The organism is Paenibacillus oleatilyticus (assembly GCF_018998565.1).
Classification (GTDB): Bacteria; Bacillota; Bacilli; order Paenibacillales; family NBRC-103111; genus Paenibacillus_G; species Paenibacillus_G oleatilyticus.
The window spans coordinates 17160-33905 of the sequence record NZ_JAHNZO010000007.1 but is presented as its reverse complement, the minus strand read 5'-3'; the positions used below and the strand labels follow the sequence as shown (position 1 = coordinate 33905).

The 16746-nt window shown below is 55.9% G+C and carries 10 protein-coding genes; 5 read left to right on the top strand and 5 right to left on the bottom strand.

All coding sequences use genetic code 11. From position 1 onward, the window contains the following. Positions 1–14: 14 nt before the first annotated feature. Genes KQX66_RS11125 through KQX66_RS11115 form a run of 3 tightly spaced genes read right to left on the bottom strand, consistent with a single transcriptional unit; the run spans position 15 to position 2944 of the window. Positions 15–716, bottom strand: a complete 702-nt coding sequence (locus tag KQX66_RS11125) for a CoA transferase subunit A (protein WP_010493529.1) — start codon at positions 714–716, stop codon at positions 15–17. A gap of 38 nt (positions 717–754) precedes the next feature. Next, complete coding sequence (locus KQX66_RS11120; RefSeq protein ID WP_216792535.1) at positions 755–1540, bottom strand: 3-hydroxybutyrate dehydrogenase; 786 nt, start codon at positions 1538–1540, stop codon at positions 755–757. A 24-nt stretch (positions 1541–1564) separates the two neighbouring features. Then, entirely contained in the window at positions 1565–2944 is a 1380-nt protein-coding gene (locus KQX66_RS11115; protein ID WP_216792534.1) for a GntP family permease, read from the bottom strand. A 235-nt stretch (positions 2945–3179) separates the two neighbouring features. On the opposite strand from KQX66_RS11115, the gene KQX66_RS11110 reads away from it, so the two are divergent. Together KQX66_RS11110 and KQX66_RS11105 are read left to right on the top strand one after the other, a co-directional pair. Continuing rightward, complete coding sequence (locus KQX66_RS11110) at positions 3180–4085, top strand: LysR family transcriptional regulator (protein ID WP_216792533.1); 906 nt, start codon at positions 3180–3182, stop codon at positions 4083–4085. Next, entirely contained in the window at positions 4079–4516 is a 438-nt protein-coding gene (locus KQX66_RS11105; protein WP_216792532.1) for a DUF6843 domain-containing protein, read from the top strand. Before KQX66_RS11110 ends, KQX66_RS11105 begins: the two co-directional genes overlap by 7 nt. Positions 4517–4590: 74 nt before the next feature. Here the strand turns inward: KQX66_RS11105 and KQX66_RS11100 are convergent, their stop codons facing one another. Further along, positions 4591–5292 carry a MerR family DNA-binding transcriptional regulator gene (locus KQX66_RS11100; protein ID WP_306665873.1) on the bottom strand — a complete coding sequence of 234 codons (702 nt, stop codon included), beginning with the start codon at positions 5290–5292 and terminating at the stop codon, positions 4591–4593. Between the two features lie 158 nt (positions 5293–5450). Here KQX66_RS11100 and KQX66_RS11095 point away from each other — a divergent pair, with 158 nt between their 5' ends. Further along, positions 5451–5939, top strand: a complete 489-nt coding sequence (locus KQX66_RS11095) for a DUF6022 family protein (protein WP_216792530.1) — start codon at positions 5451–5453, stop codon at positions 5937–5939. 131 nt (positions 5940–6070) lie between these two features. Here the strand turns inward: KQX66_RS11095 and KQX66_RS11090 are convergent, their stop codons facing one another. Then, positions 6071–11506 carry an S-layer homology domain-containing protein gene (locus KQX66_RS11090; RefSeq protein WP_216792529.1) on the bottom strand — a complete coding sequence of 1812 codons (5436 nt, stop codon included), beginning with the start codon at positions 11504–11506 and terminating at the stop codon, positions 6071–6073. 247 nt (positions 11507–11753) lie between these two features. On the opposite strand from KQX66_RS11090, the gene KQX66_RS11085 reads away from it, so the two are divergent. Next, positions 11754–14015, top strand: coding sequence for an AraC family transcriptional regulator (locus tag KQX66_RS11085; protein ID WP_216792528.1), 2262 nt, complete (start codon positions 11754–11756; stop codon positions 14013–14015). Between the two features lie 76 nt (positions 14016–14091). Continuing rightward, the gene (locus KQX66_RS11080; protein WP_216792527.1) at positions 14092–16710 is read left to right on the top strand and encodes a winged helix-turn-helix domain-containing protein; all 2619 of its coding nucleotides are present in this window, start codon (positions 14092–14094) and stop codon (positions 16708–16710) included. Positions 16711–16746: the final 36 nt, after the last annotated feature.

The following is a 16746-nucleotide window of genomic DNA, read 5'->3' as shown; positions in this document are numbered from 1 at the left end:
GGAACCCTCCTCTTTTACACGCTGCGGACCGTTAACCGCTCGATCCGTTTCTCGTAGCTTCCGCCCTGTACGACACGTTGCACGTAAATGCCCGGCGTATGAATCTCGTCCGGGTCCAGCTCCCCGACGCCTACGATCTCTTCCGCTTCCGCAATCGTAATCTTGCCGGCCGTGGCCGCCATCGGATTGAAGTTGCGGGACGTCTTGCGGAAGACGAGATTCCCCATCGGATCGGCCTTCCAAGCTTTAACTAGGGCAAAATCCCCGACAATCGCCCGCTCCAGCAGATATGTCCGCCCGTCGAACGTCTTGTGCTCCTTGCCTTCCGCAACCGGAGTCCCGACGCCGGTCGCCGTGTAAAAGCCGGGAATCCCCGCGCCGCCTGCCCGAATCCGTTCCGCGAGCGAGCCCTGCGGCACCAGCTCGACCTCCAGCTCGCCGCTCAAGAACTGCTTCTCGAACGTTTTGTTCTCCCCCACGTAGGAGGACACCATTTTCTTGATTTGCCTGTTGGCCAGCAGCAGCCCCAATCCCCAGTCGTCGACGCCGCAGTTGTTGCTGACGACGGTCAAGTCCTTCGTCCCCTGCTCCTTCAATGCCGCGATCAGATGCTCCGGAATGCCGCACAGCCCGAAGCCGCCGACGATCAGCACGGCTCCGTCTTGAATATCCCGTACGGCTTCCGCCATGGAGCCCATCACTTTACTAGTGCCCATGTCCTCTCCTCCTTCATAAAAATCCGATAAATTATGGATTATTGCGCGGTGTAGCCTCCGTCGATCAGCAGCGAGGCCCCGGTAACGCCCTTCATTTTGTCACTGGCGATCAGTGCGGCGAATTCAGCGATTTCTTCAACCGACAGCAGCCGCTTTTGCGGGACGAGCGGGTAAATGACCTCTTCCAGCACCCGCTCCAGCGGCACCTGACGGGTTTTCGCCAGATCGTTCAGCTGGCCGCGAACGAGCGGCGTATCGACGTAGCCCGGGCACAGCGCATTGACGGTAATGCCGTGCGCCGCCCCTTCCAGGGCTGCAACCTTCGTGAGCCCGATCAGCCCGTGCTTGGCGCTGTTATAGGCGGCTTTGCCCGCGAAGCCGATCACTCCGTTGATGGAGGCCATATTGATGATGCGGCCCCAGCCCTGCTCTTTCATGATCGGGAACGCGTGCTTGATCCCGATAAAAGCGCCGGTCAGCATCACCCTCAGCATGAAGTCGAACTTCTCCACCGGAAATTCCTCGATCGGCGCGACATGCTGCAGCCCCGCATTGTTGACCAGAATATCCAGTCTCCCGTAAGCACCGCGGGCCGCTTCGACTGCAGCCGCAAAATCGCTCTCCCGCGTCACGTCGAGGCTCACGCCCATCGCTTCGTGGCCCGCGCTCCGCAGCTCCTCCGCCGCGCTCTCCGCTTTGTCCCCGTGCATGTCGGAGACGACCACGCGGGCCCCTTCCTTCGCAAAGGTGCGGGCCATTTCCAGACCGATGCCGCTGGCGGCCCCCGTAATTAACGCGACTTTATTCGTTAAGAAATTTCCCATAGTCCATCCCTCCGCTGGTATGTATTAAATGAACGAGAAGATCACGGCCAAAATGAGCACGGTCAACGTCTTCAGCACGGTAACCGCAAAAATGTCCTTGTACGATTGGCGATGCGTTAGGCCCGTAATCGCCAGTAGCGTAATCACCGCGCCGTTGTGAGGCAGCGTATCCATGCCCCCGGAGGCCATGGACGCGATCCGGTGCAGCAGCTCCGGGCTGATGCCTGCCGCTTGAGCCGCGGCCATGTACGTTTTACCCATCACTTCGAGCGCGATGGACAACCCGCCGGAAGCCGAGCCGGTCACACCCGCAAGGATGTTCACCGATATCGCTTCGGAGATGAGCGGCTGCGAGCTTAGCCCCATAATCCAGTTCTGAATCAATTTAAAGCCGGGCAGCGTTTTGACCACATTCCCGAAGCCGACCTCCGAGGCGGTATTGAAAATCGCCAGCAGCGAGCCCATCGCCGCCGCCGTCAGTCCGGCTGCCAGCTTGCTCTGCACATGGCGAATATTAATGCACAGGGCGCTGACGATACCGATACACAGCGCGATAATGAGCGCCCAGGAAGATGCAACCGTTTTCACATTGGCGATATTAAACGTTTTCAGCAGCTCCGCATTGTACCAGGTCGTTACGTCCAAAAAGCCGCGGCTGAGCAAAAAGTTGAAGACGAGCACAAGCAGCAGCGGCAGCACGGAGATCCACAGGCTCGGATACGTCTGGTTTTCCAGCAGCTCCGGCTCGTTCTTATGATCCGTTCCGTACCCTTCCCCTGCGGCTTCGGCCTGCTTGCGCCGGCGTTCCAGCCACCAGAGCCCTCCGAAAAATACCATCAGACTGCCTATGATCCCGACAACCGGCGCGGCATAAGCGTCCGTCCCGAAATAGCTGGTCGGAATAATATTTTGAATCTGCGGCGTGCCCGGCAACGCGTCCATCGTAAACGTAAACGCGCCAAGCGCGATCGTCCCCGGAATTAACCGTTTCGGCACGTTCGCTTCCCGGAAAATCGCCACGGCAAACGGATACACCGCAAACGCGACCACGAACAACGATACGCCGCCGTACGTCAGCACCGCACAGGCCAGGATAACGGACAGAATTGCCCGCTTCGAGCCGAGCGCCCGCACGATGGACTGCGCAATGGAAGCCGCCGCCCCGTTCATTTCCATCACTTTACCGAAAATAGCCCCCAACAGGAATATGGGGAAAAAGTTTTTTACATAGTTGGCCGCGTTCGTCATATACGTTTCCGTATAGCTGGGCATGAGCGCATTGCCCGAGATGACGACGGCCAGCAAAGTGAAAATCGGAGCAAATACAATGACCGGATAACCCCGATAAGCAAAAAACATGAGCAGTCCCAAAGCGAACACAATGGCCAGAACTTCGATGATCATCTCGCGCTTGTCCTCTTTTCTTCTCTAAGATGAATACATTGCAAACCCTTCCAAAGATAGCGATTACAAAAAAAACGGTACATCGGTTTGCCGAAGCTGTGTTGTTCTGGAAATTTTGCATCCCGAAATTGGAAGTTCCCGCGGCTCTTCCAGTTTACAATGAGGAACGTCACGAGGTAAAATTCATACATCGAATAACAACGATGCCAAAAAATTATAGGTGGGGATGAGTTTTTTGGATTTGCGAAACTTGACTTATCTTCTTGAGGTCGCCAAGCTGCAAAATTTCACCAAAGCCGCGGAAGCGCTCCATATGACGCAGCCGACGTTAAGCAAGCTGGTCCGGAGCATGGAAGAAGAGCTGGGCGTTACGTTGTTCGACCGTTCGGGCAAGCAGGTCAAGTTAACCGATGCGGGCAGCGCGGCGATCCAGCAAATCCATCACATCCTGCAAGCGGTGAACGATCTGTATATTACGCTGGATGACGTTTCCCAGCTGAAGACCGGAACGCTTACGATCGGACTGCCTCCCGTGATCAGCTCCGTTTTTTTCCCGCGCGTCGTCGCGCCGTTTCAGAAGCTGTACCCCCGTCTCCAATTCGAGATGGTCGAAGAAGGCGCCAAAAACGTCGAGCAGCGGGTCCTGAACGGATCGATCGATCTGGGCGTCGTTATTTCTCCCGACGAGGAGGCCGGCTTCGGGACGATGCCTTTTATCCGGCAGCAATTGGCGCTGGTGCTCCACCGGTCGCATCCGCTGGCGGAGCAACCCCTCGTGAAGCTGGCCGACCTGAGCCGGGAGCCGTTCCTCATGTTCGCCAAAGGCTTCGGTGTCCGCCATCACGTGCTCGAAGCGTGCCACCAGGCCGGCTTTCATCCGCTCATCGCGCACGAAAGCTCTCAATGGGATTTGCTTGTGGAGATGGTCGCCGCCGAATTGGGCGCCGCCCTGCTGCCCGAAGCGATCTGCTCCAAAGTCGTGAACCCGGACGTTCGGGTGCTGCCGATGACGAATCCGGCGATTCCGTGGAATCTCGTCGTCATTTGGAACAAGGAACGCTACGTTTCCTACGCGATGCGCGAATTTCTCCGGTTCGTCGAGCAAACCTCCGGCACGGCTGGCGGTGAGCCCGTTTGTTGAAAAAATTATATGTGGTCTATCTTGTCGTCTTTTTTGCAATCTCCATCGGTGCAATTGTTATCGGGAATTACGGAATTAACGATCAGAAAAGCCACATTTATGTATTACCGGACGGCTATACGGGATGGGTCGAAATCAGATATGAGCAGGAAGGCAGTCCTCCGCTAATTCGCGAGGGGAAGGAATATGTCCATCTCATTCCGCGCACGGGGATTTTGAATACGTCGGATTCGCCAACAGCAGGCGAAATGAAATTTTATTATCTTGACGAGCAAGGGAACCGTAAAAAAATTGAACTTGACATGATCCGCACCCAGGCGATGAAAACGAAATACGTTCTTAGCTCAAACGGAACCGAGGAAGAACTCTCAGTCAATGTTTTTTTCGTCGGTACGGAACAGCAATGGAATGAGGAGAGAAGCCGCAATTGAAGCGTGCTAAAACAAATCACGGGGCCGCCGCGGATGTAATCGGGTGGCCCCATTAACGTTTGATTCCGTCCGAGTTAAATCGGTGCTTTTGCCAATTGAATTAACTTGTATAAACAAGATATCCCGCACATTTGGGACTCGATCCTCTTATCCTGGTAAGTTCGGATTTTCTCGGCTATCTTCATCAGCATCTGCAGATCCGTATGTTCGGCAGTGGCGATTGATTGTTTAAATTTTACGGTTTCCTCTGAATAAACGGTGTTTTGAAGCATTTGGATCAATCTGATTTTTAGCAGATGAGCTCCATCGTAACAACGATAACGGTTTTCAGGGTCTCGGTTCACTATTACATAACCTGCTTGCTCCCAGTAGCGAATCGTCGATTTAGGTACACGAGTCAGCTCGGATACTTTATTGATGGTGAAGCGTTCCATTGGATATGGAGATGTATTTTCGTTCAATTGTCGTCGAATATCCTCGATCAACTTCTCTAATTTCTCTTTGTCCTCGTATAAAGCGACTTCCTTTTCCCTAATGACCCACAAAGCATCATGCGTCTTGTCCTGCCGCAGATAATGAAGCGCTTCGGTTGTCACTTCCATCCCAAAAGCCGGAGCCATAGCTTGAATACATGCCAAATATGCTGCGTGCAGGTCCGTATAAATACGATAGCCATTGACGGATCGTTCTGCTGGAGGAATGAGGCCTTTGGCCTCGTAATTCCGTAAGGTGCTGGCGCTAATCATGAATGTGGCCGCCATTTTTTTGGGACGCATTGTCAACTCGCGATCTCTCCCCTAAAAAGATCAGGATTAAAGTCAGTTGTAAGATTTTCTGGAATTACATTTGATTTTCCTTCTCATTTTGCGGTAAACCTCTCAATTGGCTTGTATGTTATAGAATGAAAGTAGATTTGAGAAAGAGGTGTATGATGATGAGTAAACCATTTCCAACCTACCATTGTGACATGACGATCGAAGAAATCGGTGCGGAAGGCAACCGATACATTGCATCTGAATGGAGGGCCTTGTACGATTCGATGTATGTCCAATTGACCGATGCTTTTCTTGAAATCGAGGATGCAGCGTACGGTCTTTTCTTGGATCAATTGATGCCCGTTGTATTTGAGAGGCTGGAAGAGGCTGGATTCGAAGTATCGGAGACCCTTGAAGAGGACGATTTTGTCATCGGCAAAAGCTTGATTTTTCGAAACTCACTTGAAAAATGGGGACCGGAAGACAACAGATCGCGTGTATTCTGGAACGTTGTCCGAAATAAGCAAGGTCAACCGATTGGAGCTTTACTGACAGATATTCCTCACTCTCATTTGAAGTTTGATATCCCTTCGGCACCGGTGGTTTACACGATACGGAAGAGCGTCAAGGAGCAGATTATTCAAGGGATTCGGCAACTTAAGGAGTAGTGGGAGAGAAAGAAGTTTGAAGATCAACGAAAATAAACGGAGAACGATAATTTAACAATAAGGGGTTTCACATATTAGATATATCTAGTATGCGAAACCCCTTATTTAATATAGTTTTTTAACAGGATGAATTACAGCTTCTTGAAGATCCGGTACAGAATAACGGCCGTCTCGGCTCTTGTCGCCTGTCCTTGCGGATTCAGCCCGCTGCCGTTGCCTTCCACGATTCCGGCTTTGACCATAGCGGCCACGCTGTTCGTTGCGTACGAAGCAACGGCGGCTTGGTCGCTATAGGAAGCCAGATCTGCCGCAGCTCCCCGGATTTCGAGCTTTTTGGATACGTCCAGCGCTCTTGCCGTGAGCACCATCAAATCTTGTCTCGATATTTTTTCTTTCGGGTTGAATTTATTGTCTCCCACCCCGTCGGTAATGCCCAGCTTCTTCGCAATGCCAATGCCCTGATAATAATAATCGCCAGGATTCACATCGCTGAAATTGGAATCGAAATCGCCTTTCAAGCCAAGAGCGCGCACCAGCAAGGTGATAAAATCGGCTCTCGTTATGTTTTGGCCCGGCTCAAACGTCGTGTCGGAGGTGCCTTGAATAATTCCTTTGGAAGCCAGCACGGCGATCGCTTCGCTGGCCCACGAGTAGCTCTCCGTCACGTCGCGGAACGGATTTGCTGCCGGTGCAGGCGTCGGAGCCGTTGGCGTTTCCTTACCCGGCTTCGGAGATGCCGGCTGCTCCGGCTTCGGCTGCTCCGGTTTAGCCGTAGTTCCCGGATTGGCCCCGGTGCCGTTTCCGTTGCTGCTGCTACCGCTGTTGTCTTCGCTGCTCGAAGACGAGCTTTCCGTCCGCACAGTGACGCTCGGTCCAGCCGTCCAATTCCCCGCGGCATCCACCGCCTCGACTTGGAACGTATAGCGGGTGTCGCTGCTCAGACCCGTCACGCGGTACGACAGTTTATCGCCAGACAGCTTGACCAGCTCTTTGTCCCCGCTCTTGATCCGGTAGCCGGTAACCGCCACATTGTCCGTCGCGGCGCTCCAGCTCAAAGTAACCGCCGTATCCGTCACATCCGACGCCTTCAGCGCGCTTCCCTCCGGCCATACCGGAGCCGCTTTGTCCGTACCGTCCGTCGGCGGTAAATCGCCCGTCGTGAAGCCCCAGATGTCCGACAGCGTTTGCCCGCTGTTGTTGTCCGCCGCCCGCACGTACCATTGGTAGTAGCTTTGCGGCTGCAGACCGCTCCAAACGACGGAAGCCTCCTGGCCTCCGGCTACCTGAGCCGCCTGACCGATCGCTTGGTCCGTATACACGCTGATGCTCATGTAGTCCGTCGCCACGCGCTTCTGCATCGGTGTCAGGTTCACGTCCAGCTCGAGCTCGTCCTTGCCCGGATACTCCTTCGGATCGTAGTAGTTGTAGTCATCCAAATACGGCGAATACGTTTTAACGTAAATTTTGTTCTTGTTTACATCGAATTGCAGCAGGCGAATGTAGCCGAGCCCGCCTTTTTCGGCTCCTTGATAATCCGCCAGCATCTGGTAGACGGTGCGGTCCGGCTTGCCGTCGCCGTCGTCATCGATCGGATCGATCTTCGTTTCCGCATCGTGATAGTGGCCGCTCAAGACGGCAATAACGTTTTTGTTCGGCACGACGACCTTCTCGTAAATTTTGTCCGCAATCGGGGCCCGGTTGCCGGAGACGAGCAAAAATTCATGGAAGTTCAAAATCGCTCTGCGGTCCGGATACTGCTTCAGCACCTCGTCCATCCACTGAATTTCGGCATCGCCGATGTTCCAACCCATATAGACGAAAATAAAATCGTTGCCGCCCGCAGATACCAGGTCGTAATGCCCGCGATTGTTCTGATAGGACCCGCCGAAGGTCGGCTGCTTCTTGAATCGGTCCTCGCCAAAATATTTCCAATACTGCGTATAGTCCGACAGCTGATGGGACACGTCATGATTGCCCGCAAGCACGCCGTAAGGAACTTTCGCATCCTCCAGCACCTTCATATTCCGGTCCGCTTCGATCCACTGGTACTCTTTGTCCGCTTCATCCACAATATCGCCGGTATGGACGACGTATTTGATTTTCATCGCGTCCTGATTCTCGGCAATCCACTGCACGTTGCGCCGGTAAATTTCCGGGTAGCTTTCCGAGTAATACTGCGTGTCGGACATCCACAAGAACGAAAAATCATACGGCTGCTGCGATACCGGGAGCTCGTCCTGCACGATCAACTGGATCGTGCCGTTCGTATTGTACTCTCCGGCGGTCACTGTAGCGGTCAAGGCAAAATCTTCCGCGCCTGCCACCTTGCTGTCGAGCATCGTCCACTGCTGCGCCTTCGGGCTCCAGCCGTACAGGCTGACCTTGCGGCCTTCGAGCGACTTGCCCTTCCATTCCACCTTCACGCGATCCGTTGCTTGAACGGACGGGTCCAGCTGCGCTTCGAAACGGTGGTACGGGAATTGACCGACCGAGTCGTCGACCAGATAGTCGCCGTCCACAGCGCCGATCTTCCGGTAGTCTTCCTCGGTGAACGCCTTCTCCCCGGCGAGCTCCAGCTGCTTCGGCGGCTCGATATCCGCCGCGCCCCGCTTGGCGGTCAAACCGCCCCGATGGCTACCGCCATAATGGAACCCGCGATAGAACGCCACGTTCATCGCGTCGTTGTTCGGGTCCTCGACCTGTACTTTCAGCACAGCGTTCGGATCGACACCGGTCTGCCCGTCGACAGGCGCCACAACCGTCGGCTTATGCGGATCTTCCTCCGGCACCTCGAAGCTGACCGTGCTCTCTGCCTTGTTGCCCACATTGTCCGCCGCCCGGATCACGAGCGTATACGTCCCCTTGCCAAGCTGCGAGGAGGTTGTAACATACGGCAGCTTCACCGGCTTGCCGTTCAACGCCGCCTCCACGGCTTTCACGCCCGTCAGCGCATCCGTTACCTTCGCATCGAGGGTGATTGCTCCCCGGTACACCTTGCCGCTTTCAACCGAAGGCTCGATGACCGGAGCGGTGTTGTCAACCGTCACGTTGGCCGTCACCGTACCGTACACCGCGCTGGCGGCCGTCACTTGGTGGACGCCGTCACTCAGCTGCTTCGTATCCCAAGCGTACGCTTTGGCTCTCAATTGCCCGGCATCCAGATTGAATTGGAAATCGAGCGCCTCGAAACGGCCGTCGCTGTCGCCCATCTTAATTTCTTTTTCCTTATTGGCATACTTGGGGTCATACAGAGCCGTTCCGTCGGCGAGCACCAGCCGCACGTTTTTCACGTTGAAATCGTCCTTGTTCTCCTCCGGACGATCGTCGAACGGAGAAGACTTCGAACCCGCCCGGATCGAAAATACGTTGCTGCCTGCCCGCAGTCGGTCTGCACCGATTGGCACCGAAAGGGTCTGGTACGTCGGGATCGGGTCTTGGAACGTATAGATAATTTCTTTGCCGATCGTCACGGCATTTTTGAAATAATAATCGACCGAGGCCGCCTCGAAAGCAAAATAGGCATCGCTCTCCATGGCGGCATACGTCTGGGAAGACAGGTCCTGACCGTCGATGGCCAGCTTCACCGCATCCGGGCCGGACTGCCCTGCAGCCGCTTTGACGATACGCTGGCCGGATACGAGCTCCCCGTCCTTCAGGTTCAGCCGAAGGCTGTCTTTATTCATTCCCCCGGTTACGTTCGACCGGTATACGGGAGACGTCGTCTCGTTCGTTCCGTCGGATACCTTGAAATAATACTCGATATACGTTTTACCGATCAGATCGGGCGAATACACCGTATAATGATACTTTTTATCGTTGTAGTTCTGGTACAGGTACCGTTTCGTGTACTCCGCCTGGTTGTCGGAGCGGAAATACAGCGCCGTCGTCAGCACCTGACGGTCGTCCTTGGCATCGGCGACCAGCTCCAGGTTGCTCCACTGCTCCACTTGCGACGTCTGGGTCAGGTTCGCTACCGTCGGAGCCGATGTATCGGGGGTAACAATCAGCGATTGCGCAGGCACTTGCCACGGCTCCAGGCTTCCCGGACTAGCCGTCTTCAATCCGGCGCTCGCCTTGATCATCGTGCCTGTACCGTCCATCGGGTACTTGTAGACAATGCCGTAATTTTCTTTCGTTTCGTTCGGCAGTGAGCCGTCATAATACGCAACGGACACGTCGACGTGCGTATTCGTTCCGATGGAAACGCCCCGCTTGGAGCCATTGGCCATCCCGTCGCTGTATACTTTGACGATGTCCGTATTTTCCACCAGATTCGTCTGGTAGGCCGCGTTAAAATCCGCTACGGTTTTGGCCGTATTTTGGCTGTTGATGATCCAGAATACGAACGGCTTTTTCGGCGGAAGAATCAAGTCTTCCCGGTCCGTCGGCCAGATGACGTCGTCCTCCGGCCCCGAATCGGTATACCGGTAGAACAGCTTGTAGTCCTTGAAGTTAATCGGCTTGTCCGTATTGTTGTAAATCTCGATAAATTCGTAGCCGTCCGCTCCTCCGACATTCGTACTGTTCGGCAGCAATTCGGTTACGAGGATCGGCGGCAGCTTCGAATAATCGAAGTCGGGCAGCTTCACCGTTACCGTATATGTCTCCGAAGTAACCGTCCGGCTCCCGTCCTTCGCTTGAATGAAATACTGCAGCACGGATTCGGCCAGCGATTCCCGCGGAATTTTCGCCGTATAGCCGCCGCCCGGAGCCGGAGCCATCGGCAGCGACGAGAACGCCGACTGCGACCCGGTTTTGTAATAGACCGCTGCCGTTACCGTCTGCTGATTCCCGGTAAACACGGCCGAAATCGGCAAATCGTCCGCATTCGACGCTTCCGCAGGAGGTGTATGGCTGATTTGCAGGTTAGGGCCCGACGGCACGTCGTCCGGCGTCAGCGCCGGTACCTGAAAGGCCTCGACCCGGCCCGGCGACGCCGCCGTCGTTCCGGCGCTGCTCATCGTCATGTTGACGCTGCCGTCCGTTGGATACTGATACACAATGCCCATATCCTGAACGGTTTGGGCGTCGTTCTGATAAGATGCGGAAGAAATGACGCTGCCGCTCTTATCCTTCACCAGCAGGCTCCGTGGCGCGCTGTTCGACATGCCTCCGCCGCCGTTCACGCGGAACAGATTGACGTTTTCCTGCAGCGACGTGCCGTAATTCGCATTGAAGGCCGTCGTCGGCTCATTCGTATTGTCGGCGTTCATGACCCACAGCACGATCGTCTGCTGCGGCGCAATCGCCATATCGTTATTATAGACCGCCGACCACACCGTCTCGTTCGATCCGGCCAGATAGGCCAGCGTGTAGTCCTTGAAGTTGACCGTCTGCTTCGAATTGTTGTATACCTCGATGAACTCGAACGCATCGACGGCTTTTCCCGCCACATTCGAGCTGTCGGGGACAAGCTCCGTAATAAGCAGCTTCGGCACTTTGCCATAATCCGGCGTACCGGCCGCCTCCGCTGCCGGCGTTCCCCATCCGCCCGGAGGCAGCAGTCCAAGCAGCAGACCGCCCACCGTCAGCGCCGAAACCCATGATTTCCACTTCCTGTTAAACACGCTTTGCACACTCCCGTCTGGTCTTGTAGGTGGATCTATCTTCCACACCGAACTATACCCGGGAGCGTCCCGGCTGCCTATACACATCTTCTTCGATCCTTTGCACCGCTTGGCCTCCGCCCGTTAAGCTTTTGTGAAGCGTCAAATCGTAAAAAAAGCGCAGGATCCAAAAAAGTGCCCATACCTTTGGAAGCCGGTATTGCGCTACAATAAAGGAAGCATCCAGACGATAAAGGAGCCCCCCTTCATGATTTCTTTGCTTGTTCGCCAATCTTTATTCCGCAAAATATTAACGAGCTTTATGATCCTGATCGTCATCTTCGCATTGGTCGATGTCGCGATCTTCTCGCTCGTCAAAAATCGCCTTCACGGCGAACGGATCGAGCAGAACCGGTTGACGCTGCGCCATGCGGCGGACCGGTACCACTCCCAGTTCGAGCGGGTGAAGAACGCCCTGTACAAGCAGTACACGGACAAGGATGTGACTCGGCTGAACCGCCTCATCATCTCGATGACGCAGAAGGATTCGTTCAAAACCGGCGCGATTGTGGATGACATTCAAGTGATCGTACGGGAGCCGGAGCTGTATTTGGACAATATGATGCTGCTGTTCAAGCCGGTTCCGCTGCTGGTGGACAAGAAGGGCGCTACCGAAGAGGAACGGCTGTTCTCCGAAATCTTCACAAGCGAAACATATTCTCTTTCGTATTGGAAAGCGCAGTTCGAACGTGAGCCGAACTATGTCATTCATCCGGCAGCTTCGTTCTTTAACCCGGCGGAGCATCCGGAGGAAAAAACGCTCATTCCGTATTCCATCAAGCCGCCGACGGCAAGCTACCTGGTCGTCGCGATGATCGACGCCGAACGGCTGCGACAAGCGATTGCCGGGGAGCGCTCCCCTCACAACCTGACCATTCTGGAGCCGGACGGGCGCGTCCTGTACCGGACGGATACCGGCGGACCCGAGTTGCCGGACGGGCTGCTGTCCGCGCTGCCGGCAGCCGGCGGCGGGCCGGATTACACGGTGCTGGACGGAAACTACTACTTCAGCCAACAAGATGCGGACGGCTTGCAGTATATCCTGACCGTTCCGGGCCTAAGCTTCGCGGAAGAGGCGAACCGGCTGAACAAGCTTATGCTGCTTGTGATGGCGGCGGCGGTCATCGTCAGTCTCGTGCTGTCGGTCCTGTTCAGCAAACGAATCCATAAGCCGGTCCGGGAGCTGCTCTCGTCCATCTCGAACCCCGGCGAGACGGCGCTGGACAGCCAGATCCACGAATTCGACCTGATCGGCCATAAAATCCAGACGCTGCTCAAGGAGAAAGACGAGATCCTCGGCGAGCTGCGGCAGCAGCAATCCGTGTTGAACGGCTACGACTATATCGCCAAATTGAAAAATATCAATCACGAGCTGAGCGACTGGCACAGCATTCCGCATGATGCGGAGACGTTCACCATCGTGCTCTACGAGCTTCGCTTCCGCTCCGCCGCTTTTGTCGATATGCCGGTCAACCGGGAGCTCGCGACCCAATCGATCGGCGAACACCTCAAGCTGGTGACGGACGAGCGTTTCCGCGGCTCCTATACGTTCCGGATGGAGGCGCATCAATTCCTGTCCGTCGTGCCGGGCAACGAACGGGACCGCTTGGTGGCGATGCTGGAGGAGCTGAAGCCGATGCTCGACCGCGACCGGCGCCATTGTCTTGTCACGGCGGCCGTCAGCTCGTGGTTCGGGCATTCCGCCCAGCTCGGGCACGCCTACAAGCAGGTGCAGGAGATGGCCCGGCAAGCGAGACTGCTTGAGGAGATGCAGATCGTGCTGGAGTGCCGCACCGATTCGTCCGTCTATGCGCTGACGCTGACGCAGGAGCAGGAGCTGAACGCCGCGCTGCAGGCGGCCAACGCAGCCGAAGCTGTCCGCCTTGTCGGGCAATGGCTGGACGAGCTGGACCGGGATGAAGCGAGCGTCCGGCGGTTCCGGCTGTTCGCCTCCTCCGTCTCGGCGCAGGCGCAAAAAATCGTGGAGCATTACAAGGTGGAGGCAAGCACCTCCTGGCGGCTGAAGCCGATGATCCAGCAGCTCGGGGAATGCTGCACGCTGGAGGAATACCGCAACACGCTGCAATCGTTCCTGAACGCCGTCACCGTATTCATCAAGGAGAAAAAGGAAGCTTCCGATCCGATCGTCGAGCACGTGCTCGGGGTACTACAAGGGCATTATGCGGAGGACCTCTCGCTGGAGGCGCTGGCGGGGTCGCTGAACCTGACGCCGGCCTACGTCTCCACTTATATTAAGGAGAAAACCGGGGTCAATTTTACCGACCATCTGCATGACATCCGCGTCCGGAAGGCGCAGGAGCTGCTGCTCGAAACCGGCACGAACATTCAGGAAATCGCCGAGCAGGTCGGCTACCGCAATATTTCCTCGTTTAACCGGATGTTCAAAAACCGTACCGGCCTATCGCCCGGCGAGTACCGGAGAACGCAGACGGTGGCGCGCACTTCGTGAGGCAGGGGATAGAACTGAATATAGCGAATCAAGTATAATGGAAAAGAGATCAACTTAACCGTTCTGCGGAGGAATTATGATTCGCTACTCAGAGCCCGTCGTGCTAAAAAGCAAAATTTCACCGCCCCTTACCCGCGAAACGCTTGTAGCGCGGGATCGTCTTTTGCACAAAATTTCCAAAGGCATGAAGGGAAGACTCACAACCGTCTGCGCCCCTCCGGGGTTCGGCAAGACGACCCTTCTCTGCCAATGGGTTCGTCATAACGAACAAGCGGCCGCTTGGGTATCGCTGGACGAGAGGGACAACGATCTGGCCCGCTTCTGGCGTTATGTCGTTCACGCTGTGGACGTCGCCGTTGCCCCCGGATTCGCCGAATTGATGGCGCCTGTGCTGCACACGCTTCCGCAGGGCTCCGTCGATACCATGATCGATGTCATGGCAAACGAGCTGCATTCGCTGGGCCGTCCTGCGGCCTTGATTCTGGACGACTACCACTGCGTGTACGACAAAAGCATTCATGAAAGCGTCAGCTACATGATCGATATTTTGCCGGACAACATGCATTTGCTGATCGCGAGCCGGACGGAGCTTCCCTTCTCGACAGCCAAGTGGCTGGTGCGGGATGAACGGACGGATATTCCGGCGCCCCATATGCTGTTTACCAGCGAGGAGGCGGAAATTTTTTACCGGGAAGTCGTGAACCTTCCATTGTCTTCCGATCACATCGCCAAGGTGCTTGGAGTGACGGAGGGTTGGGCCGCCGGCTTGCAGCTCGTGTCCCTCTCGCTCCAAGAGCGCCCGGATTACGAACGGCTGGTGCAAGATTTCTCCGGCACCGATCTTAACATCGCGGATTATTTGTTTCACGAGGTGCTGTCCCGGTTGCCGGCTGAGCTGTATGAGTTCGTGCTGCAAACGTCCGTGCTGCAGCGTATGGACACTTCGATCTGCGACACGGTGATGCTTCGCGGCGACAGCCGGCTTCTTCTGGAACGGCTTCGCAGCCGCAATCTGTTCATCGTTGCGCTGGATGACCATCATACGTGGTTCCGGTATCACCATGTCTTCTCGGAATTTCTGCGCACTCGTCTGAGGCACGAGCAGCCGCAGCAATGGACCCGGTTAAACCGGATGGCAAGCCTTGGCTTTGCCGAGCGGGGGCTGTTCGACGACGCAATCGACCATGCGATCGCCGCCGAAGATTATGCGCTCGCCTCGGGCCTCCTTGACAAGCACATCTTGACGATGCTGCTGCGGGGAGAGTTCGCCACCCTGCTGAGCTGGTTCGCCTGCTTCCCTGCCCGTACGGCTTGGCCGCCTCAGCTGCATTTGCTGTATGCTTTTCTGCTGATCGTGACCGGACAATTCGAACGCGCCGAGGACGAGATGCGAACCGTTGAGATTCGGCTCGCCAACGGCGAATATGCTCCCGAAATCCGGGACAGCGTGCGCAGCGGATTGTTTTTCGTCAAAGCGAATCTGATGTTTTCTAGCGGCCGGTATGAGCAATGGTATGCATTTGCCGAGCGGATGAACGAACTGCTGCCGGAAGACCCGGTCTTCTACAATTTCAATTTCAACGAATCGGAGCCTCTGGTCCGCCGCACCGCCTTCGGTTTGAAGGGCGTGCTGTCCGACGAAGCAGGGAAGATCGGCAGACAGTTCGTGCAAATGCTCGAAGCCCGCGGCTGGAAAGATTCGCTGATCAATCAATATGTCGTGCAGACGTTGGCCGAGTCCATGTATGAGTGGAACTGCTTGGAGGAAAGCCGTCAATTGTCGGAGCAGGTGGAGAAAGTGTCCCGGGCGAAACGGATTCCTGGCTTGTTCGTGCCGAACCGCATTACGCAGGCCCGCATCGATATCGCCGAGGGCCGTCTTTCGCTCGCCGGAGAAACGATGGATGAAGCGATCGACTTCGCGTCCCGCCATGCCGAATACTATTGGGTTCGCCCGCTCCGAGCGTTCCGGGCGCGAATTCATTTATTGCAGGACCAGATCGATGAGGCCGCCGGGCAGATCGCCCTGCTGCAGCTGCCGCTAGACCGAAAGCCGACGTATAATCGGGAAATGGAGGTTCTGAGCGCTACCCGCTTGCTGGGAGCCATGGGCAAGGAAGACGAAGCCCTTCGTCTGCTGGAGCAGCTAAAGCCGCAAGGCCGCAGGGAAGGCTGCTTGATCAGCATGATCGAGATTCCGATCCAGCAGGCGCTGATGGAGCAGCGGCGCGGACAGTCGGGTCAAGCGCTCGACTTTCTGCACGAAGCGCTCAGCGTCGCCGAGCCTTATACGTACATCCGCAGCTTTGTGGACGAAGGCCCGGCGATGGCGCGGCTGCTTCAGCAATACGTCGCTCAGCGAGCCGCATTGGAGCCGGAAACGCGCTTGACCGCTTATGCGGGCAAGCTTCTCGGATGGTTCCCGCAGCCGGACGATCCGCCTGCCGTCCCTTCTTCCGCCGGGCTCGTGGAGGGGCTGACGCCAAGCGAATGGAGAATGCTGAACGGCATCCGGCAAGGCGCCACAAACAAGCAGATCGCCCTGGAGCATGCATTAAGCGAAGGCACGGTGAAGGTATACCTGTCGCGCATCTACGGCAAGCTGGGCGTCTCCTCCCGCACCCAAGCGCTGCTGCGGGCGCAGGAGCTGGGGCTTTTTGACCGGCAGGATTCATCCGGCTTGAATAGCGAGTAGCGAAAAAAGCACCGTCCGTTGGATGGTGCTTTTTTT

Excerpts from the sequence above, each read along its gene's own strand:
- KQX66_RS11125 (WP_010493529.1), bottom strand. The coding sequence starts at position 716 with ATGGGCACTAGTAAAGTGATGGGCTCCATGGCGGAAGCCGTACGGGAT.
- KQX66_RS11120 (WP_216792535.1), bottom strand. The coding sequence starts at position 1,540 with ATGGGAAATTTCTTAACGAATAAAGTCGCGTTAATTACGGGGGCCGCC.
- KQX66_RS11115 (WP_216792534.1), bottom strand. The coding sequence starts at position 2,944 with ATGATCATCGAAGTTCTGGCCATTGTGTTCGCTTTGGGACTGCTCATG.
- KQX66_RS11100 (WP_306665873.1), bottom strand. The coding sequence starts at position 5,292 with ATGCGTCCCAAAAAAATGGCGGCCACATTCATGATTAGCGCCAGCACC.
- KQX66_RS11095 (WP_216792530.1), top strand. The coding sequence starts at position 5,451 with ATGAGTAAACCATTTCCAACCTACCATTGTGACATGACGATCGAAGAA.
- KQX66_RS11085 (WP_216792528.1), top strand. The coding sequence starts at position 11,754 with ATGATTTCTTTGCTTGTTCGCCAATCTTTATTCCGCAAAATATTAACG.
- KQX66_RS11080 (WP_216792527.1), top strand. The coding sequence starts at position 14,092 with ATGATTCGCTACTCAGAGCCCGTCGTGCTAAAAAGCAAAATTTCACCG.